The organism is Pseudomonas sp. Irchel s3f7, from assembly GCF_900187615.1.
Taxonomy (GTDB): Bacteria; Pseudomonadota; Gammaproteobacteria; order Pseudomonadales; family Pseudomonadaceae; genus Aquipseudomonas.
In genome coordinates, this window is the sequence record NZ_FYDO01000002.1 from 302,866 (window position 1) to 322,159 (window position 19,294).

21 protein-coding genes and 2 pseudogenes are annotated in these 19,294 nt (G+C 59.9%); 19 read left to right on the forward strand and 4 right to left on the reverse strand.

The features are described from left to right. The first annotated feature begins 1 nt into the window (after position 1). The 8 genes from CKW19_RS02880 (at position 2) to CKW19_RS02915 (ending at position 8,844) form a co-directional block, all read left to right on the forward strand. Positions 2–706: an SPOR domain-containing protein gene (locus CKW19_RS02880; protein WP_095056495.1), complete on the forward strand. Its 705-nt coding sequence runs from the start codon at positions 2–4 to the stop codon at positions 704–706. Positions 707–994: 288 nt separating this feature from the next. Further along, positions 995–1,525 carry an ATP-dependent protease subunit HslV gene (hslV, locus tag CKW19_RS02885; RefSeq protein WP_007975582.1) on the forward strand — a complete coding sequence of 177 codons (531 nt, stop codon included), beginning with the start codon at positions 995–997 and terminating at the stop codon, positions 1,523–1,525. 54 nt (positions 1,526–1,579) lie between these two features. After that, entirely contained in the window at positions 1,580–2,917 is a 1,338-nt protein-coding gene (gene hslU, locus CKW19_RS02890) for an HslU--HslV peptidase ATPase subunit (protein WP_095056496.1), read from the forward strand. Positions 2,918–3,033: 116 nt separating this feature from the next. Further along, positions 3,034–3,411, forward strand: coding sequence for a gamma-butyrobetaine hydroxylase-like domain-containing protein (locus CKW19_RS02895; protein ID WP_095056497.1), 378 nt, complete (start codon positions 3,034–3,036; stop codon positions 3,409–3,411). A 259-nt stretch (positions 3,412–3,670) separates the two neighbouring features. Next, positions 3,671–5,350 carry a class II poly(R)-hydroxyalkanoic acid synthase gene (gene phaC, locus CKW19_RS02900; protein ID WP_095056498.1) on the forward strand — a complete coding sequence of 560 codons (1,680 nt, stop codon included), beginning with the start codon at positions 3,671–3,673 and terminating at the stop codon, positions 5,348–5,350. A 165-nt stretch (positions 5,351–5,515) separates the two neighbouring features. Further along, a complete protein-coding gene (gene phaZ / locus CKW19_RS02905; RefSeq protein ID WP_095056499.1) occupies positions 5,516–6,370 on the forward strand; it encodes a poly(3-hydroxyalkanoate) depolymerase in 855 nt (284 codons plus the stop codon). A 114-nt stretch (positions 6,371–6,484) separates the two neighbouring features. Continuing rightward, a complete protein-coding gene (gene phaC, locus CKW19_RS02910) occupies positions 6,485–8,167 on the forward strand; it encodes a class II poly(R)-hydroxyalkanoic acid synthase (protein WP_095056500.1) in 1,683 nt (560 codons plus the stop codon). 59 nt (positions 8,168–8,226) lie between these two features. Next, positions 8,227–8,844, forward strand: coding sequence for a TetR/AcrR family transcriptional regulator (locus CKW19_RS02915; RefSeq protein WP_095056501.1), 618 nt, complete (start codon positions 8,227–8,229; stop codon positions 8,842–8,844). A gap of 92 nt (positions 8,845–8,936) precedes the next feature. On the opposite strand, the gene CKW19_RS02920 is transcribed toward CKW19_RS02915, so the two are convergent. The 3 genes from CKW19_RS02920 to CKW19_RS02930 form a co-directional block, all read right to left on the reverse strand. After that, positions 8,937–9,761, reverse strand: a complete 825-nt coding sequence (locus tag CKW19_RS02920; protein WP_095056502.1) for a phasin family protein — start codon at positions 9,759–9,761, stop codon at positions 8,937–8,939. A 10-nt stretch (positions 9,762–9,771) separates the two neighbouring features. Then, complete coding sequence (locus CKW19_RS02925) at positions 9,772–10,194, reverse strand: phasin family protein (RefSeq protein ID WP_095056503.1); 423 nt, start codon at positions 10,192–10,194, stop codon at positions 9,772–9,774. A 223-nt stretch (positions 10,195–10,417) separates the two neighbouring features. Then, positions 10,418–10,693 (reverse strand): polyhydroxyalkanoic acid system family protein, encoded by a 276-nt coding sequence (locus tag CKW19_RS02930; RefSeq protein WP_095056504.1) that lies wholly within the window; start codon positions 10,691–10,693, stop codon positions 10,418–10,420. A 155-nt stretch (positions 10,694–10,848) separates the two neighbouring features. On the opposite strand from CKW19_RS02930, the gene ubiE reads away from it, so the two are divergent. The 11 genes and pseudogenes from ubiE (at position 10,849) to CKW19_RS29425 (ending at position 19,053) form a co-directional block, all read left to right on the forward strand. Next, complete coding sequence (ubiE, locus tag CKW19_RS02935; RefSeq protein WP_060542605.1) at positions 10,849–11,619, forward strand: bifunctional demethylmenaquinone methyltransferase/2-methoxy-6-polyprenyl-1,4-benzoquinol methylase UbiE; 771 nt, start codon at positions 10,849–10,851, stop codon at positions 11,617–11,619. After that, positions 11,619–12,242 (forward strand): SCP2 domain-containing protein, encoded by a 624-nt coding sequence (locus CKW19_RS02940; RefSeq protein ID WP_095056505.1) that lies wholly within the window; start codon positions 11,619–11,621, stop codon positions 12,240–12,242. The genes ubiE and CKW19_RS02940 overlap by 1 nt, the downstream gene beginning before the upstream one ends. Further along, positions 12,239–13,843, forward strand: coding sequence for a ubiquinone biosynthesis regulatory protein kinase UbiB (gene ubiB, locus CKW19_RS02945; RefSeq protein ID WP_095056506.1), 1,605 nt, complete (start codon positions 12,239–12,241; stop codon positions 13,841–13,843). The genes CKW19_RS02940 and ubiB overlap by 4 nt, the downstream gene beginning before the upstream one ends. Before the next feature lie 80 nt (positions 13,844–13,923). Continuing rightward, positions 13,924–14,325, forward strand: coding sequence for a phosphoribosyl-AMP cyclohydrolase (hisI, locus tag CKW19_RS02950; protein ID WP_007989281.1), 402 nt, complete (start codon positions 13,924–13,926; stop codon positions 14,323–14,325). Continuing rightward, positions 14,318–14,650 (forward strand): phosphoribosyl-ATP diphosphatase, encoded by a 333-nt coding sequence (locus CKW19_RS02955; protein WP_008047820.1) that lies wholly within the window; start codon positions 14,318–14,320, stop codon positions 14,648–14,650. Before hisI ends, CKW19_RS02955 begins: the two co-directional genes overlap by 8 nt. Before the next feature lie 25 nt (positions 14,651–14,675). Beyond that, on the forward strand, positions 14,676–14,948 hold the full coding sequence (locus CKW19_RS02960; RefSeq protein ID WP_053153307.1) for a twin-arginine translocase TatA/TatE family subunit: 273 nt from the start codon (positions 14,676–14,678) through the stop codon (positions 14,946–14,948). A gap of 10 nt (positions 14,949–14,958) precedes the next feature. Next, a complete protein-coding gene (gene tatB, locus CKW19_RS02965; RefSeq protein WP_095056507.1) occupies positions 14,959–15,402 on the forward strand; it encodes a Sec-independent protein translocase protein TatB in 444 nt (147 codons plus the stop codon). After that, on the forward strand, positions 15,399–16,193 hold the full coding sequence (tatC, locus tag CKW19_RS02970) for a twin-arginine translocase subunit TatC (RefSeq protein ID WP_095056508.1): 795 nt from the start codon (positions 15,399–15,401) through the stop codon (positions 16,191–16,193). The genes tatB and tatC overlap by 4 nt, the downstream gene beginning before the upstream one ends. After that, complete coding sequence (locus CKW19_RS02975) at positions 16,190–16,897, forward strand: 16S rRNA (uracil(1498)-N(3))-methyltransferase (RefSeq protein WP_095056509.1); 708 nt, start codon at positions 16,190–16,192, stop codon at positions 16,895–16,897. The genes tatC and CKW19_RS02975 overlap by 4 nt, the downstream gene beginning before the upstream one ends. A gap of 239 nt (positions 16,898–17,136) precedes the next feature. Next, positions 17,137–18,198: pseudogene (locus CKW19_RS29420) on the forward strand (methyl-accepting chemotaxis protein); the annotation flags it as partial. A 141-nt stretch (positions 18,199–18,339) separates the two neighbouring features. Further along, positions 18,340–19,053 (forward strand): methyl-accepting chemotaxis protein, encoded by a 714-nt coding sequence (locus CKW19_RS29425; RefSeq protein WP_371856338.1) that lies wholly within the window; start codon positions 18,340–18,342, stop codon positions 19,051–19,053. A 121-nt stretch (positions 19,054–19,174) separates the two neighbouring features. Here CKW19_RS29425 and CKW19_RS28975 read toward each other — a convergent pair. After that, positions 19,175–19,294 (reverse strand): annotated as a pseudogene (locus tag CKW19_RS28975) (IS110 family transposase); the annotation flags it as partial.

Sequence of the window (19,294 nt, forward strand, 5' to 3'; positions counted from 1 at the left end):
GTTGGCCGCCAAGAAAAAACCTGCACCCAAGCGTGGCGCCAGCCGTTACCAAGCTCCTGCAAAGCAACCGATTCCGGGTTGGTTGTGGATGGTTATCGGCCTCACGGTCGGCGCGTTCCTAGTGTTTCTGATGAAACTGGAACCGGGCAAGGGCAGCGATACGGTCAAACGCGAGAAAGTGGAGCAACAGAAAGCCACCAAGATCGCCGAGGCCAACAAGACCCCGCCGAGCCCGACGCAACCGGTGAAGCCGAAGTACGACTTCTACACCTTGCTGCCGGAATCGGAAGTCATCGTGCCGCCGGACGCCGTGCCGGAGAAGACCCTGCCGACGCCACAGGTGCCAGCGATTCCGACTACGCCGGTGACCCCGGCCGAAGCGGCGAAGATCGACACCGCACGCGCCCAGGCAGCCCTCGCCGGGATTACGCCGCCACCCGCGCCACCGGTCAAGGCTGCACCGGTGACCAAGTTCTTCCTGCAGGCCGGCTCGTTCCGTAAAGAGGCTGATGCGGACAAGGTGCGCGCGCAGATCATTCTGTTGGGCCAGGCTGTGGCGGTCGAGTCCGGCACAGTCAAGGACGAAACCTGGTATCGGGTTTTGGTCGGACCGTTCAGCAATCGCGAACAACTGACCACCGCCCAGAAACAACTGGCGGGTGCCGGCTTCAGCAACTTGTTGTTACAACAACGCCAGAACCGCTGAGTCCTTAAGGAACACCGCGTCATCGTTCTTCGCCAGCAGGCTGGCTCCCACAGGTTATGTATCGTTCGCGGTATCGCGAACGCCGTGAAGTCCACGGTTCACCGTATCCGTGAAAGTCACACAACCTGTAGGAGCCGGCTTGCTGGCGATGGCGTCAGACCACACAACACAACCTTGTGCACGAAACACCGCTCGTCCCTTCTCCCGCCTCGCAGTTGAAAAACGCCCCACCACCCCCATATGAATGGGCATAAGGCATTTTCGCCCCGCTGCGTGGAGACTCTTCCCTTGACCACCATCGTTTCAGTTCGCCGCCACGGCAAAGTCGTCATGGGCGGCGACGGCCAGGTTTCCCTTGGTAATACCGTGATGAAAGGCAACGCGAAAAAAGTTCGCCGCCTGTACCACGGCCAGGTCATTGCAGGTTTTGCCGGTGCCACCGCCGACGCCTTTACCCTCTTCGAACGTTTCGAAGGCCAGCTTGAAAAGCATCAGGGCCATTTGGTCCGTGCCGCCGTCGAACTCGCCAAAGAATGGCGCACCGACCGCTCCCTGAGCCGCCTCGAAGCCATGCTCGCCGTCGCCAACAAAGACGCTTCCCTGATCATCACCGGTAACGGCGATGTGGTGGAGCCTGAAGACGGCTTGATCGCCATGGGCTCCGGCGGCGCTTACGCTCAAGCGGCCGCCAGCGCACTGCTGAAAAAGACTGATCTGTCGGCCCGCGAAATCGTCGAAACCGCCCTCGGCATCGCCGGCGACATCTGTGTATTCACCAACCACACCCAGACCATTGAGGAGCAGGACTGCGCCGAGTAAGCCTGTCTCGGCCCCGTGCCACGGCTCATTCTTGCTTGAGGTCCTTTAAATATTATGTCCATGACTCCCCGTGAAATCGTCCACGAACTCAATCGCCATATCATCGGCCAGGACGATGCCAAGCGCGCCGTCGCCATTGCCCTGCGTAACCGCTGGCGCCGGATGCAGCTGCCTGAAGAGCTGCGCGTTGAAGTAACCCCCAAGAACATCCTGATGATCGGCCCGACCGGTGTCGGTAAAACCGAGATCGCCCGTCGCCTGGCAAAACTGGCCAACGCGCCGTTCATCAAGGTCGAAGCGACCAAGTTCACCGAAGTCGGCTATGTCGGCCGCGACGTCGAATCGATCATTCGTGACCTGGCCGATGCGGCGATCAAGCTGCTGCGCGAACAGGAAATCGTCAAGGTTCGTCACCGCGCCGAAGACGCTGCCGAGGAACGTATCCTCGACGCTCTGCTGCCACCGGCACGCATGGGCTTCAGCAACGACGACGCCCCGACTGCCGACTCCAACACCCGTCAGCTGTTCCGCAAGCGCCTGCGTGAAGGTCAGCTGGATGACAAGGAGATCGAAATCGAAGTCGCCGAAATGGCCGGCGTCGATATCTCCGCGCCACCTGGCATGGAAGAAATGACCAACCAGCTGCAAAGCCTGTTCGCCAACATGGGCAAGGGCAAGAAGAAGGCCCGCAAGCTCAAGGTCAAGGAAGCCCTGAAGCTGGTCCGTGACGAAGAAGCCGGTCGCCTGGTCAACGATGAGGAGTTGAAGGCCAAGGCGCTGGAGGCGGTCGAGCAGCACGGTATCGTGTTCATCGACGAAATCGACAAGGTCGCCAAGCGCGGCAACTCCGGTGGCGTCGACGTGTCCCGCGAAGGCGTGCAGCGCGATTTGCTGCCGCTGATCGAAGGTTGCACCGTCAACACCAAACTGGGCATGGTCAAGACCGACCACATCCTGTTCATTGCCTCCGGTGCTTTCCACTTGAGCAAGCCGAGCGACCTGGTGCCTGAGCTGCAAGGCCGTCTGCCGATCCGCGTGGAACTCAAGGCCCTGAGCCCGGAAGACTTCGAGCGCATCCTCAGCGAACCGCATGCATCACTCACCGAGCAATATTGCGCACTGCTGAAAACCGAAGGCCTGGGCATCGAGTTCCAGCCAAGCGGGATCAAGCGCATCGCCGAGATTGCCTGGCAGGTCAACGAAAAAACCGAAAACATCGGTGCCCGTCGTCTGCACACTCTGCTTGAGCGCCTGCTCGAAGAGGTGTCGTTCAGCGCCGGCGACCTGGCCAGCACCCATGACGGCAAGGTGATCCAGATCGACGCCGACTACGTCAACAGCCACTTGGGCGAATTGGCGCAAAACGAAGACCTGTCCCGTTATATCCTGTAGGTAATGTGATTCCTTGCAGGAGCCCGGCTTGCCGGCGATGACGCACCCAAGATCGCCATCGCCAGCAAGCCGGCTCCTGCAAGGGTCAGATCACGCATACCAACGGACATCCGGTCATGACCCAACTCCCCACCGACATCAAACTGCACAAAGCCTCGAAAACCCTGTCGCTCAAATACGCGACCGGCGAGGAATACACCCTGCCCGCCGAGTTTCTTCGGGTGCACTCCCCCTCCGCCGAGGTCCAGGGCCACGGCAAACCTATCCTGCAATTTGGCAAGATCAACGTAGGACTGACCAAGATAGAACCGGCCGGTCAGTACGCACTGAAACTCACTTTCGACGACGGCCACGACAGCGGCCTGTTCACCTGGGAATACCTCTACGAACTGGCGCGACGTTATGACGCACTGTGGGAAGACTATCTTGCCGAGCTCAAAGCGGCCGGAAAAACCCGCGATCCGAACGAATACGTCGTCAAACTGATGCTCTAGCCCGAGCCTCTTGTTCATTAGAAGGCATTTTCTAATTTCATCTGTTTGAATGCTCCGCTCCAGGACCTCTGATTGGTCTGCTTGCGAAAAAAATTAAACTCGGGTAACCAATGGAACTGGCAAGTTCCCTGCAGTGCTCTCTGCATTAAAAAAGCAGCGATGCAGTATTAACGGTCACCCCGAGCAGCAGTACCTGGCATTAGCTGTGAGACTACACAGCGCGACCCGGTACTCGTCTCAGGACAATGGAGCGTCGTAGATGAGTAACAAGAATAACGATGACTTGAAGTATCAAGCCTCCGAAAACACCTTGGGGCTGAATCCTGTCGTTGGACTGCGTGGAAAAGATCTACTGGCTTCTGCTCGAATGGTGCTCAGACAGGCCGTCAGGCAACCGATTCACAGTGCCAAGCATGTCGCGCATTTCGGCCTTGAACTCAAGAACGTGCTGCTTGGCAAATCCGAGCTGCAACCGACCAACGAAGACCGTCGTTTCGCTGATCCGGCCTGGAGCCAGAACCCGCTCTACAAACGTTATCTGCAGACTTACCTGGCGTGGCGCAAGGAGCTCCACACCTGGATCGACGAAAGCAATCTGCCGGCGCATGACGTCGGGCGCGGGCATTTCGTCATCAACCTCATGACCGAAGCACTCGCCCCGTCCAATACGGCGGCCAACCCCGCAGCGGTCAAACGCTTCTTCGAAACCGGCGGCAAAAGCCTGCTCGACGGTCTCTCCCATCTGGCCAAGGACATCGTGCACAACGGCGGCATGCCAAGCCAGGTCAACATGGGCGCGTTCGAGGTCGGCAAGACCCTGGGCGTGACCGAAGGCGCAGTGGTCTTTCGCAACGACGTGCTGGAACTGATCCAGTACAAGCCGACCACCGAACAAGTCTATGAGCGCCCACTGCTGGTAGTACCGCCACAGATCAACAAGTTCTACGTTTTCGACCTGAGCCCGGAAAAGAGCTTGGCGCGGTTCTGCCTGCGCAGCAATGTTCAGACGTTCATCGTCAGCTGGCGCAACCCGACCAAGGCGCAACGCGAGTGGGGCCTGTCGACTTACATTGAGGCGCTCAAAGAAGCCGTCGACGTGATCACTGCAATCACCGGCAGCAAAGACGTGAACATGCTCGGCGCCTGCTCCGGCGGGATCACCTGCACCGCACTGCTGGGCCACTACGCGGCAATCGGCGAAAAAAAGGTGAATGCCCTGACCCTGCTGGTCAGCGTGCTCGACACGACCCTGGACAGCGACGTTGCCCTGTTCGTCAACGAGCAAACCCTCGAATCCGCCAAGCGTCACTCCTACCAGGCCGGTGTGCTGGAAGGCCGCGACATGGCGAAAGTCTTCGCCTGGATGCGCCCCAACGACCTGATCTGGAACTACTGGGTCAACAACTACCTGTTGGGCAACGAGCCGCCGGTGTTCGACATTCTGTTCTGGAACAACGACACCACTCGCCTGCCTGCCGCGTTCCACGGCGACCTGATCGAAATGTTCAAAAACAATCCATTGATCCGCCCGAACGCACTGGAAGTGTGCGGCACGCCGATCGATCTCAAGCAGGTCACTGCCGACATCTTTGCCCTGGCCGGCACCAGCGACCACATTACCCCGTGGCGCTCCTGCTACAAGTCGGCCCAACTGTTCGGCGGCAAGGTTGAATTCGTGCTGTCCAGCAGCGGGCATATCCAGAGCATCCTGAACCCGCCAGGCAACCCGAAATCGCGCTACATGACCAGCACCGAAATGCCCGTCAACGCTGATGACTGGCAGTTGGAGTCGACCAAACATACCGACTCCTGGTGGCTGCACTGGCAGGCCTGGCAGGCCGAGCGTTCGGGCAACCTGAAAAAGGCACCGTTGAAACTGGGCAACAAGGCCCATCCGGCAGGTGAAGCTGCACCCGGCACCTATGTACATGAGCGGTAACTGACACACCTCGCCCCTTGTAGGAGCGAGCTCGCTCGCGATGGACGTCAACGATAACGCGCGCTGTCTGGATGAATGCGTTGCCTTTGCGTTTTTCGCGAGCAAGCTCGCTCCTACAGGGGATCGGGGAAGAATTTGACAATGCGACCCACAGGGCCCCGAAGCATGCCGCAACCCTTTATATTCCGTACCGTCGAGCTGGATGGCCAGACGCTCCGCACGGCGGTACGCCCCGGCAAGCCTCACTTGACGCCCTTGCTGATATTCAACGGCATCGGCGCCAACCTGGAGCTGGTATTTCCGTTCATCGCGGCGCTCGACCCGGACCTGGAAGTCATCGCTTTCGACGTGCCCGGTGTTGGCGGCTCGTCGACGCCGAACCGGCCTTTTCGGTTTCCGGGTCTGGCGAAGCTGACGGCGCGGATGCTCGACTACCTCGATTACGGGCAAGTCAACGTGATCGGTGTGTCCTGGGGTGGCGCGCTCGCCCAGCAGTTTGCCTTTGACTATCCCGAGCGCTGCAAGAAGCTCGTATTGGCCGCCACCGCGGCCGGTGCGGTGATGGTGCCGGGCAAGCCGAAAGTGCTTTGGTTGATGGCCAGCCCGCGGCGTTACATTCAGCCGTCCCACGTGATCCGCATTGCGCCGTTGATTTACGGTGGCTCGTTCCGTCGCGACCCGACCCTGGCGGCCAGCCATGCCGCAAAAGTGCGATCGGCCGGCAAGCTCGGTTACTACTGGCAACTGTTCGCCGGCGTTGGCTGGACCAGCATCCACTGGCTGCACAAGATCAAGCAGCCGACCCTGGTGCTGGCGGGCGATGATGACCCGCTGATCCCGCTGATCAACATGCGCGTACTGGCCTGGCGGATTCCCAACGCCCAGTTGCACATCATCGATGACGGGCATTTGTTCCTGATCACCCGGGCCGAAGCGGTCGCCCCGATCATCATGAAATTCCTGGAAGAGGAGCGACAGCGCGCGGTGATGCATCCGCATCCGGCGCCAATGGGCGGCTAAACCTTGATTGAAAGGGAACGGCAGGACGCCGTGCCGCGCAACAACCCATTACAGCGTCTATGGTGTTCTGGTTCGGTATTTGTATTTGGCCTGAAGACGAAGGAGTGTTGAGTCATGCGCGATAAACCCGTGAGGGAGTCTCTACCCACTCCCGCCACGTTCATCAACGCACAAAGTGCGATCACCGGTCTGCGCGGCCGGGATCTGCTGTCGACTCTGCGCAGTATGGCCGCTCACGGTTTGCGAAACCCGGTGCACACGGCACGCCATGCCTTGAAACTGGGCGGTCAACTGGGGCGCGTGTTGCTGGGGGACACCCTGCACCCGACCAACCCGCAGGACGCCCGTTTCGCGGACCCGGCATGGAGCCTCAACCCGTTTTATCGTCGCAGCCTGCAGGCCTACCTGAGCTGGCAGAAACAGGTCAGTCAGTGGATCGACGAGAGCAACATGAGCCCGGACGACCGTGCCCGTGCGCACTTCGCCTTTGCCTTGATCAACGACGCCATGTCACCTTCCAACAGCCTGCTCAATCCGCTGGCGATCAAGGAAATCTTCAATTCCGGCGGCAACAGCCTGGTGCGCGGCATGGGCCACCTGGTGGACGACCTCCTGCACAACGATGGCCTGCCCCGGCAAGTCACCAAGCATTCGTTCGAGGTCGGCAAAACAGTCGCCACCAGCACCGGTGCGGTGGTGTTTCGCAATGAGCTGCTGGAGCTGATCCAGTACAAGCCCATGAGCGAAAAACAGTACTCAAAACCCCTGCTGGTGGTGCCACCGCAGATCAACAAGTTCTACATTTTTGATTTGAGCCCGCACAACAGCTTCGTCCAGTACGCACTCAAGAATGGCCTGCAAACCTTCGTGATCAGTTGGCGCAACCCGGATGTGCGCCACCGTGAATGGGGGCTGTCGACTTACGTTGAGGCCGTGGAAGAAGCCATGAACGTCTGCCGGGCCATCACCGGTGCCCGAGAGGTCAACCTGATGGGCGCCTGTGCCGGCGGGCTGACCATTGCGGCGTTGCAGGGTCACTTGCAGGCCAAGCGACAGCTGCGCCGGGTCTCCAGCGCGACGTACCTGGTGAGCCTGCTCGACAGTCAACTGGATTCGCCTGCCACCCTGTTCACTGACGAACAGACCCTGGAAGCCGCCAAGCGCCGCTCTTACCAGAAGGGCGTGCTGGACGGGCGCGACATGGCCAAGGTCTTCGCCTGGATGCGCCCCAACGATTTGATCTGGAGCTACTTCGTCAACAATTACCTGTTGGGCAAAGAACCGCCAGCATTCGACATCCTCTACTGGAACAACGACAACACGCGCCTGCCTGCCGCCCTGCACGGTGATTTGCTCGACTTCTTCAAGCACAACCCGTTGAGCCATCCGGGCGGTCTCGAAGTCTGCGGCACGCCGATTGATTTGCAGAAGGTGACCGTCGACAGCTTCAGCGTTGCCGGGATCAACGACCACATTACGCCGTGGGATGCGGTGTATCGCTCAACGCTGCTGCTGGGTGGCGAGCGACGCTTCGTGCTGTCCAACAGCGGTCACATACAAAGCATTCTCAATCCACCGAGCAACCCGAAAGCCAACTACGTCGAGGGCGCCAAGCTGAGCAGCGACCCACGGGCCTGGCTCTACGACGCCAAACAAGTCGAGGGCAGCTGGTGGGGCCAATGGCTGAGCTGGATCCAGGAACGCTCGGGCGCGCAAAAAGAAACACACGCGGCGCTCGGCAACCAGAACTATCCACCGATGGAGGCGGCACCCGGCACTTACGTGCACGTGCGCTGACGTTCAACGAGCCACGGCAGCTGCCTGCCGTGGCATGACCTGATCGATAAGAAGACTGGATGAAAACCCGCGACCGGATCCTCGAATGTGCCCTGAGTTTGTTCAATGAAAAGGGCGAACCGAATGTCTCCACCATGGAAGTTGCCAACGAAATGGGCATCAGCCCAGGGAACCTCTACTACCACTTTCACGGCAAGGAACCGCTGATTCTCGGACTGTTCGAACGCTTTCAAAGCGAACTCGCGCCACTACTCGACCCTCCGCCCGATGTCGAATTGGCACCCGAGGATTACTGGCTGTTCCTGCACCTGATCGTCGAACGCCTGTCGCACTACCGGTTTCTGTTCCAGGACCTGTCGAACCTCGCCGGGCGCTTGCCGAAACTGGCCAAGGGCATTCGCAATCTGCTCAATTCACTCAAGCGCACATTGGCGTCGTTGCTGGCGCGTTTGCAGGCGCAAGGCTTGCTGGTCAGTGAAACCCAGGCGCTTGGGCAACTGGTGGAACAGATCACCATGACATTGCTGTTTTCACTGGACTACCAGCGAATTCTCGGCCGCGAAGGTGAAGTGCGACTGGTGATTTACCAGATCATGATGCTGGTGGCGCCGCACCTGCTTGCGTCGATGAAGGCGGCGACCGAACAGATGGCGATGGAGTATCTGGAAGACCAATGAGATCTGTAGGAGCTGCCGAAGGCTGCGATTTTTTTCCATACAAACAAAAACGCCCGACCTTCACAGGCCGGGCGTTTTCATGAGCCCTGAAATCAGGACTGACTGGTTGGCGTCGATGGAGCTGGCGCGGCAGTCGGGGTTACAGCAGGGGTCGGCGCGATTGCAGAGTTCGACGAACTGACTGCAGGTGCCGGGGTTGCCGGTTTGGCGGCAGCCACTGCTGGTTTTGGCGCTGCTGCTTTCGGCGCAGCCGGCTTTTTCACAGCTGGTTTTTTCGCCGCAGCAGGTTTAGCCGCTGCGGTTTTGGCCGCAGGTTTAGCTGCTGGCTTGGCAGCCGGTTTAGCGGCGGCTTTCGCGGCAGCTGGTTTGGCCGCTGGCTTGGCTGCAGCAGGTTTTGCTGCCGCTGTCTTGGCCGCTGGTTTTGCAGCTGCTTTAGCCAGTGGTTTTGCAGCGGCTTTGGCTGCTGGTTTGGCTGCTGCAGTTTTCGCTGCAACAGGCGCAACCTTGGCACCGGTCAGCTTTTCGATTTGCTTGGTCAGGGTATCGACCTTGCTGTGCAGTGCCTTGACTTCATTGCGGCTCGGTACGCCCAGGCGCGAAATGGCACTGTTCAGGCGCTTGTCGAAAGCCCCTTCCAGTTCATCCCACTTGCCCAGCGCACGGTCTTTCACGCCGCTGATGCGCGACTTGGCCGAAGAAGCGGAGTCCTTGGCGGCGTCGACGGTCTTGCCAACAGCGCTCTTGGTGAGCTTCTCGGCTTTCTCGCCGTCCTTAACCAATGCATCGAAGAGCTTGCTGCCGTCAGTGTCGATCTTCGAGTACACGCCTAAGCCAGCCAGCCAGATTTTGCGGGAGTAGTCTTCGACTTTCCCGATCCACGAGCTGCCTTCTTTGTCAGTAGTCTTTTTGCCAGCCATCCCGTTCTCCTTAAGATTTACGCGCGACACGTTCGAGCAATGCCGTCAGCTCATCGAGCTTAGCAGAGAGTGTCTCAACGTCATGTTTAGACGGAATGCCGATACGATTCAAGGCACTTGCGACACGAGTGTCAAACGCCTTCTCGACACGATCGAGTTGAACTTCGACCTTGCCTTTGAAAGTGCTCACTTCGGTCTTGGCTTCATCGATCTCGGCATTCGCTGCTTCAAGTTTCTCAGCGACTACTTTTTTGCCTTTCTTTTCAACAACCTGACCTGCCTTGATCAGTTCCTGAAAGTACTCGCCCCCCTCTTGACCGACCTTGGTGTAAGCACCCAGGCCTGCCAGCCAGATCTTGCGGGCATAGGATTTGACGTCGCCCAGAGCAGTGGTCGATGCGTCGATTTTTTTCTTCAGAATAACTTTGGCCATGGTGCACCTCACGCGCAGAAGGTTTGAGGAACTGCCCGCAAGAAGTGTCGGGCTTGGGCACAAAGGTAGGGAGAAAAATTAGAAACGGCACCCTAACAACTGACATAGATAGAGGGTTGCCTCTGACTGTAGGAGCAAGCTTGCTCGCGAAGGCATCACCTCGGTGCAACTGAAATATCGAGTTGCCTGCATCGCGAGCAAGCTTGCTCCTACAAGAGCGCGTTTATGCGAGGGCTTTATCCAGCGCCTTTTCGATTTCCGCTTTGATCATGCCGCTCATGGCCGACATCATCAGGCCCAGCTCCACATCGACCTTGATCAAATCTTCGCTGACATGCACCGCGCCTTTCACGCCCGAACGCTTGAGGTTCAAGGTGTCGCCGGACCATTGCGGCTCCAGGCCATACTGCTCGGAAAGTTTCTGCGCCAGCTTGTCAGCCTTCTCGCGGGCCGCTTCCTTACCCAGGCCGTGGGTACGTTCAACACTAATATGGGCCATTGAATGACTCCTGCTTTATGAATGCTTGTTCGGTGAATCTTGACCGCCACTGCGGCAAAACGTCCCGAGGGTGATCCATCTTACCTTCAGCCTTGCCAAGACAAAGCATCCCTTGGGGATTAGAATGTCGCGCATTCTCTTTTGGTGACAGCGATATGACTGATCAGCGCAAAGGCAGCGATGCCGAACCCACCACTCACTTCGGCTTCAAAAACGTTCCGGAAAGCCAGAAAGCGGAAAAAGTCGCTGAGGTTTTCCATTCGGTAGCCGCCAAGTACGACCTGATGAACGACCTCCTGTCGGGCGGCATGCACCGTCTGTGGAAGCGCTTTGCGATCGAATTATCCGGCGTGCGCAGCGGCAACCGCGTGCTCGACATCGCCGGTGGCACGGGCGACCTGACCAAAAAGTTCTCGCATCTGGTAGGCCCGACCGGCCAGGTCGTGTTGGCCGACATCAACGAATCCATGCTCAAGGTCGGTCGCGACCGCCTGCTGGATCTGGGTGTGGCCGGCAACGTCGAGTTCGTCCAGGCCGACGCTGAAAAGCTGCCGTTCCCGGACAACCATTTCGACTGCGTGACCATCGCTTTCGGCCTGCGCAACGTCACGCACAAGGAAGACGCCCTGCGTTCCATGCTGCGCGTGCTCAAGCCGGGCGGTCGTTTGCTGGTACTGGAATTTTCCAAGCCGACCAACGCGCTGATGTCCAAGGCCTACGATGCCTACTCGTTCGCCTTCATGCCCCTGATGGGCAAGCTGATCACCAACGACTCGGAAAGCTATCGTTACCTCGCCGAATCGATCCGCATGCACCCGAACCAGGAAACCCTGAAGTCGATGATGGTCGAGGCCGGTTTCGACCGCGTGACCTATCACAACATGACCGCAGGCATCGTCGCTCTGCACCGCGGCATCAAGCCCTGATGCTGCTCGCCGGCCTGCTCGCCAGCGTTGAACTCGGCATCAACCGGGTGCTGCGTCTCGACAGCACGGCGCTGCCGCGGCTGGCGCATCTGACCGGCAAAGTGATTGCGGTCGACTGTCGCAGCCCGGCGCTGCAACTGTTCATCCTGCCCAGCGACGAAGGCCTGATGCTCGCCTCCCAATGGGAAACCGGCGCCGACTGCACCTTGCGTGCACCGGCCTCGAGCCTGTTGAAACTGGCCATGAGCAAGGACAAGACTTCGATCCTGCACGGCCCTGAAGTCGAACTCGACGGCGACAGCGGCGTGCTGCTGGAACTGGCGGCGATCCTTCAGGACCTGGAGCTGGACTGGGAGTACGAGCTGTCGCGCTGGCTCGGCCCCGTGGCCACGCAACTGGTCGGCGGTCACCTGCGCAGCCGCGCCCGCTGGTATCAGCAAGGCTTCGCCAGCCTGGGGCAGAACCTGAGCGAATACCTGGCCGAAGAATCGCGCACCCTCGTCGGTCAGCGCGAAGCCGAAGCCCGATTCAGTGAACTGGACCGGATCAAACTTGATCTGGAACGTCTCGAGGCGCGTTTCGAGCGCCTTTCCCGATCCCTCGACCCAAGCGATAACGCATGAAGCTGCTTGCCGTCCGCCGTTTGTTGCGCATCCAGCGCGTCGTGATCCGCTACCGCCTCGATGACCTGCTGTTCGCCCTGCCGCTGCCCTGGTTCTTGCGGGCGCTGCGTTATGCCTTGCCGTGGCGCTGGTTCCCGCGCAAGACCCTGGACCTGAGCCGTGGCGCACGCTTGCGCCTGGCGTTGCAGGACCTGGGGCCGATCTTCATCAAGTTCGGGCAGATCCTGTCCACCCGTCGCGACCTGCTGCCCGAAGACATCGCCGATGAGCTGATGAAGCTGCAGGACCGCGTACCGCCGTTCGACTCGCAGGTGTCGGTCAAGCTGATCGAAGAACAGCTCGGCAAGAAAATCAGCGAAGTGTTCAGCCGTTTCGACGTTGAGCCGCTGGCCTCTGCGTCGGTGGCCCAGGTGCATGCCGCACAGTTGAAAACCGGCGAAGAAGTCGTGGTCAAAGTGATCCGCCCGGGACTCAAGCCGATCATCGCCCAGGACCTGGCGTGGCTGTTCATTCTTGCCCGCACCGCCGAAAAACTCTCGTCCGATGCGCGTCTGCTGCACCCGGTGGACGTGGTCAGCGATTACGAAAAAACCATCTACGACGAACTCGATCTGTTGCGCGAAGCGGCCAATGCCAGCCAGTTGAAGCGCAATTTCGAAGGCTCGCCACTGCTGTATGTGCCGCAAGTCTATTGGGACTGGTGCCGCCCGAAAGTGCTGGTGATGGAGCGCATCTACGGCATCCAGGTCACCGATCTGACGACCTTGGCCGACCAGCGCACCGACATGAAAATGCTCGCCGAACGCGGCGTGGAGATCTTCTTCACCCAGGTGTTCCGCGACAGCTTCTTCCATGCCGACATGCACCCCGGCAACATTTTCGTCAGCACCGTGACTCCGTGGAGCCCGCAATACATCGCGATCGACTGCGGCATCGTCGGCAGCCTGACCCCGGAAGACCAGGATTACCTCGCACGCAACCTCTTCGCCTTCTTCAAGCGCGATTACCGTCGTGTAGCGCAGCTGCACATCGACTCGGGCTGGGTCCCGGCGGAAACCAAGCTCAACGAATTCGAAGCCGCGATCCGCACCGTGTGCGAGCCGATCTTCGAAAAACCGTTAAAAGACATTTCATTTGGCCAAGTGTTGATGCGCCTGTTCCAGACCGCGCGCCGCTTCAACATGGAAGTGCAGCCACAGTTGGTCCTGCTGCAAAAAACCCTGCTGAACATTGAAGGTCTGGGGCGTCAGCTGTATCCGGACCTCGACTTGTGGAACACCGCGCAACCGTTCCTCGAACGCTGGATGCGCGAGCGCGTCAGCCCCAAAGCCTTGCTCGGCAACGTGCACAGCCAGTTCGAACAGCTGCCGCACCTGGCCAACATGGCCCGCGACCTGCTCGAACGCATGTCCCAGCCCCACGCCTACGACCCGCCGCCACCGTGGCATCGACGCCGCGACGACTGGTTCCTGCGCCTGCTCGGCACCGCGCATCTGGCTGGCGGCGCCATCCTGGCCGCTGGCGGGCCATTGAATCAGTTGGCCTATTGGCCGGCTGGCATCATGATGGCCGTCGGTTTGTATCTGGTCGTTCGTCGATAGCCAGTTGGGTTAACGACTGGCACACTGTTTGAACGTTGGGTTCGACTAATGAAGTGTCGGGCCCGCTGTCGGAGTCGAAGATGAAAAACTGGCTGGACGAGATCAAGTGGGACGCCGACGGCCTGGTGCCGGCGATTGCCCAGGATCACAAGACCGGGCGCGTCCTGATGATGGCCTGGATGAACCGCGAAGCACTGGAACTGACCGCTGCCGAGAACCGTGCCATTTACTGGTCGCGTTCCCGTGGCAAGCTGTGGCGCAAGGGCGAAGAGTCCGGCCACGTGCAAACCCTGCACGAGATGCGCCTGGACTGTGACGCCGACGTGATCATTCTGATGGTCGAGCAGATCGGCGACATCGCCTGCCATACCGGCCGTCAGAGCTGCTTCTACCGCGTCTATGAGAACGGCGACTGGACAACAGTCGACCCGGTTCTGAAAGATCCGCACGCCATCTATTCCGCAGGACACAAACATGAGTGACACTCTGACCCGTCTGGCCGAGGTACTGGAGGAGCGCAAAGGCGCCGCCGCCGACAGCTCGTATGTCGCCAGTCTGTACCACAAGGGCTTGAACAAGATTCTGGAAAAAGTCGGCGAAGAGTCGGTCGAAACCATCATTGCCGCCAAGGATGCCGCCATCAGCGGTGACTGCAGCGATGTGATCTACGAAACCGCCGATTTGTGGTTCCACAGCATGGTCATGCTCGCCCAACTGGGGCAGCATCCTCAGGCTGTACTCGATGAACTGGACCGTCGCTTCGGTCTGTCCGGACACGCCGAGAAAGCCTCGCGCCCGTCCGCCTGAATAACTGTTAGAGAGGAGCAGCAACATGGGCATTTTTGACTGGAAACACTGGATCGTCATCCTGGTTGTTGTCGTACTGGTGTTCGGTACCAAGAAGCTGAAAAATCTCGGCACTGACGTCGGCGAGTCGATCAAGGGCTTCCGCAAAGCCATGAACGATGACGAAAAACCGGCCGACCCGAACGCGACCCCGGCCCAACCGGTTCCGCCTGTTCAGCCACAAGCTTCTGTGAACCAGCCGCACACCATCGACGTGCAGGCGCAGAAAGTCGAAGAGCCGATCCGCAAAGACGTGTGAGCACTGACTAATGTTTGGTATCAGCTTCTCTGAACTGCTGCTCGTCGGCCTCGTCGCCCTGCTGGTGCTGGGTCCCGAGCGCCTGCCGGGCGCAGCGCGCACCGCCGGCCTGTGGGTCGGGCGCCTGAAGCGCAGCTTCAATGCGATCAAACAGGAAGTTGAACGTGAAATCGGTGCTGACGAAATTCGTCGGCAACTGCACAACGAACACATCCTGTCGCTTGAGCAGGAAGCGCGGAAGATCTTCACGCCGACCCAGCAAGAGCCGACACCTGTCGAGCACGTGGGCGAGCAGACGATTCAAACGCCTGCCGCCGCTGTCCCACCGGCAGCCGCTCCGATAGCGGAACCTGCGCCGGTTGTGGCAGCAATGCCGGTTGAACCCGTTGCTCCAGCCGCCGCGCCGACAACGCCAGCGCCTACTGACACCACTTTGCCGCCGCGAGCCCCATGAGCGATCTCCCTGAAAATGACCAGCACATGCCGCTGGTTTCGCACCTCACCGAGTTGCGTACCCGCCTGCTGCGCTGCGTAGCGGCGATCTTCATCATTTTTGCCGGGCTGTTTGCCTTCACCCAGCAGATCTACACCTTCGTCTCGACGCCGCTGCGTGCTTACCTGCCCGTTGGCGCGACGATGATTGCCACCGATGTGTCGTCGCCGTTCCTGACGCCACTGAAGCTGACCATGATGGTCTCGCTGTTCCTGGCGATCCCGGTGATCCTGCATCAGATCTGGGGCTTCATCGCACCTGGCCTGTACAAGCATGAAAAACGCATCGCCATGCCCTTGCTGGTCTCCAGCATCTTTCTGTTCTACGCCGGCATGGCGTTCGCCTATTTCCTGGTGTTCCCGCTGATCTTCAAGTTCTTCGCCGCTGCCACCCCGGCCGGGGTGGAAATGATGACCGACATCACCAGCTACCTCGACTTCGTCATGACGCTGTTCTTCGCCTTCGGCGTGGCGTTCGAAATCCCGGTGGCCGTGGTGCTGCTGGTGTGGATCGGCGTGGTCGACGTCAAGTACCTGAAGAAAATCCGCCCGTACGTGATCATCGGCTGCTTCGTGGTCGGCATGATCCTGACGCCGCCGGACATCTTCTCGCAGACCCTGCTGGCCATACCGATGTGGATGCTGTTTGAAGTCGGCATCCTGTTTGGCAGCCTGATCAGCAAGCGTGGCGAGCATCCGGACGATCAACCGGCTGACGATCACAACGACCAGCCGCCAGCGACCCAAGCGTGAACCTGCTGCTCCTCGAAGAGGCCGATTTCATTGCGGCCGACCGGGCGATCCTGCGTGATCGCCGGTTGACGCACATGCAGGAAGTTCACCGCTGTGAAGTCGGCGACAGCATGCGCGTCGGGCGAATCGGTGGGCTGATGGGCTCGGCCGAGGTGCTGCGCCTGGACGCCGATGAAGCCGAACTGCGCGTCTCCCTCGACCAACCGCCACCGGCCAAGCTGCCGCTGACCCTGGTGTTGGCACTGCCACGGCCCAAAATGCTGCGCAGGGTGTTTCAGACCGTGGCGGCCATGGGTGTGCCGCGGATCGTGCTGGTCAACAGCTATCGCGTCGAGAAGAGCTTCTGGCAGACACCATTCCTTGAACCTGAAGCGATTCGTGAACAGTTGATTCTTGGCCTCGAACAGGCCCGGGACACTGTGCTGCCAGAAATCGTGATCGAGAAGCGCTTCAAGCCGTTCGTTGAAGACCGTCTACCCGCGATCGCCGAAGGCACCCTCGGCCTGGTTGGCCACCCCGGCAACTACCCGCCCTGCCCCCGCGGCCTCAGCGAACCGGTGACCCTGGCCATCGGCCCGGAAGGTGGCTGGATTCCTTACGAGATCGACTTGCTGGGCAAGTCCGGCCTGCAAGCGGTACAACTGGGCGATCGAATCCTGCGCGTCGAAACCGCCGTGACCGCGCTGCTGGCACGCCTTTTCTAAACCCCCGACACAATCACTGTGGCGAGGGGGCTTTTCCCCGCTTGGTCGCGAAGCGGCCACTGCTGTTGCTCCGGTCAAACCGCATGCACCACTTTTACGGCTGCTGCGCACCCGAACGGGGGCAAGCCCCCTCGCCACAGTTCACCACGCATCTGAAAAACTCTCAGCACCTTCAGATACGCCCAGTGCAGCCGATACATCTCCCATAAAACCAAATGATGGTCCGGGGAGTTTTCAGCATGTACCAATGGCTAGCCGAGAGTCTGGGAAACGTCAGCGTCAAACGCAAACTGGGGATCGGGTTTGGTCTGGTGCTGTCTCTGACCCTGTTGATCACCTTTACCGGCTGGACCGGCCTGAGCGACGTGATCAGTCGCGGCGATAAACTGGGTTTCATTTCCGAGATCAATGGGCTGACCAAAGATCTGCGCATCGCGCGCCTGGACTACGAAATGCGTCGCGGCGAACAAGGCCCGGGCGTCGTCAACGACTTGCTGGGCAAGCTCGAAACCAGCCTTCAGACCGCCCGCACCCTGATCGAGCAACCGGCTGATGCCGCCAAGGTCGATCAGCAACTGAGTGCACTCGCCGAGTACCGTCGCGCGTTCAGCGAAATGATCCAGGCCGGCGCCGACCGCGAAGATGCCCGCAGCAAACTCGGCAGCACCGCCGACAACGCCGTAGCCCGCGTGGCCGACGTGGAAAAATCCATGCTCCAGGGTGAAAGCGTGAGCGCCTTCAACAGCGTGATCGACCTGAGCAAACTGATCCAGCAGGCGCGCTTCCAGGTTCGCGGTTACACCTACAGCGGCAAGAGCGACGCCGAACAGCCCGCGCTGAACGCTATCGATGACGCCCTGAAAAACCTCGAAAGCCTGCCGGCCAAACTGCCTGAGGAACATCTCGCCAACCTGCAACAGGCGACAGACTCGCTCAAGGCCTATCGTGCCGCCGTCAGCCAGTTCCGCGACTCACAGTCCGCCAGCGCCAAGGCACTGGTGCGCATGGCTGCCCAAGGCAACATCCTGCTGGACGTGAGCAACCAACTCACCACCTCGCAAACCGTTATCCGCGACACCGACGCTGCCCATGCCAAAAACATGCTGACCCTCGCCACCGTGCTCGCCACAGCTTTCGGCCTGCTGGCCGGGTGGGCGATCACCCGCCAAATCATCATTCCGCTGAACCAGACCCTGGCCGTGGCCCAGCGTGTGGCCAGCGGCGATCTGACCCAAAACCTGATCTCTCAGCGTCGCGATGAGCTCGGCCAGCTGCAGCGCGCCATGCAGAGCATGACCCAAGGCTTGCGCGAACTGATCGGCGGCATCAGCGATGGCGTGACGCAGATTGCCAGCGCCGCCGAAGAGTTGTCCGCCGTCACCGAGCAGACCAGCGCCGGGGTCAACAATCAGAAGATTGAAACCGACCAGGTCGCCACTGCCATGAACGAGATGGCCGCCACCGTGCAGGAAGTCGCGCGCAATGCCGAGGAAGCCTCCGAAGCCGCCGTCGCCGCTGACCAGCAAGCTCGCGAAGGTGACAAGGTAGTGGGTGAAGCCATCGCGCAGATCGAGCGCCTGGCCAAGGAAGTGGGTCATTCCACCGAGGCAATGGGCGAACTCAAGCGCGAAAGCGACAAGATCGGCAGCGTGCTCGACGTGATCAAATCCGTGGCCCAGCAAACCAACCTGCTGGCACTCAACGCCGCGATTGAAGCCGCTCGCGCCGGTGAAGCCGGACGCGGTTTTGCCGTGGTCGCCGATGAAGTCCGCAGCCTGGCCCAGCGCACCCAGAAGTCCACGGAAGAAATCGAAGAGCTGATCGTCGGCCTGCAAAACGGCACCCAGCAGGTCTCGACCATCATGGACAACAGCCGCGCCCTGACCGACAGCAGCGTCGAACTGACCCGCCGTGCCGGTGGTTCACTCGAAAGCATCACCCGCACGGTCTCGGCGATTCAGGCGATGAACCAGCAGATTGCCGCTGCCGCCGAACAGCAAAGCGCCGTGGCCGAGGAGATCAACCGCAGCGTGCTGAATGTGCGTGATGTGTCGGATCAGACTTCCGCTGCCAGTGAGGAGACAGCGGCCTCCAGCGTTGAGCTGGCACGGTTGGGGACGCATTTGCAGATGTTGGTGGGCAAGTTCAGGGTTTGAGGTGATCCGCATGCCTCGGCTCACTCAGGACCGAGGTGATGCAATCGCGGGCAAGCCCGCTCCCACAGGGTTATTAGATGTACTCGACATTGGCGTATAACCGAGATACCTGTGGGAGATTCTATGTTTGGGGGGAACCCCCAAACATAGAAATAGGCTTGTATTCACTTTGGTTTTTCATCAAGGCAAACAGTACCCGAGCCAGTTTTCTGGCAAGTATCACCAGCGCCTCGGTCCCTTT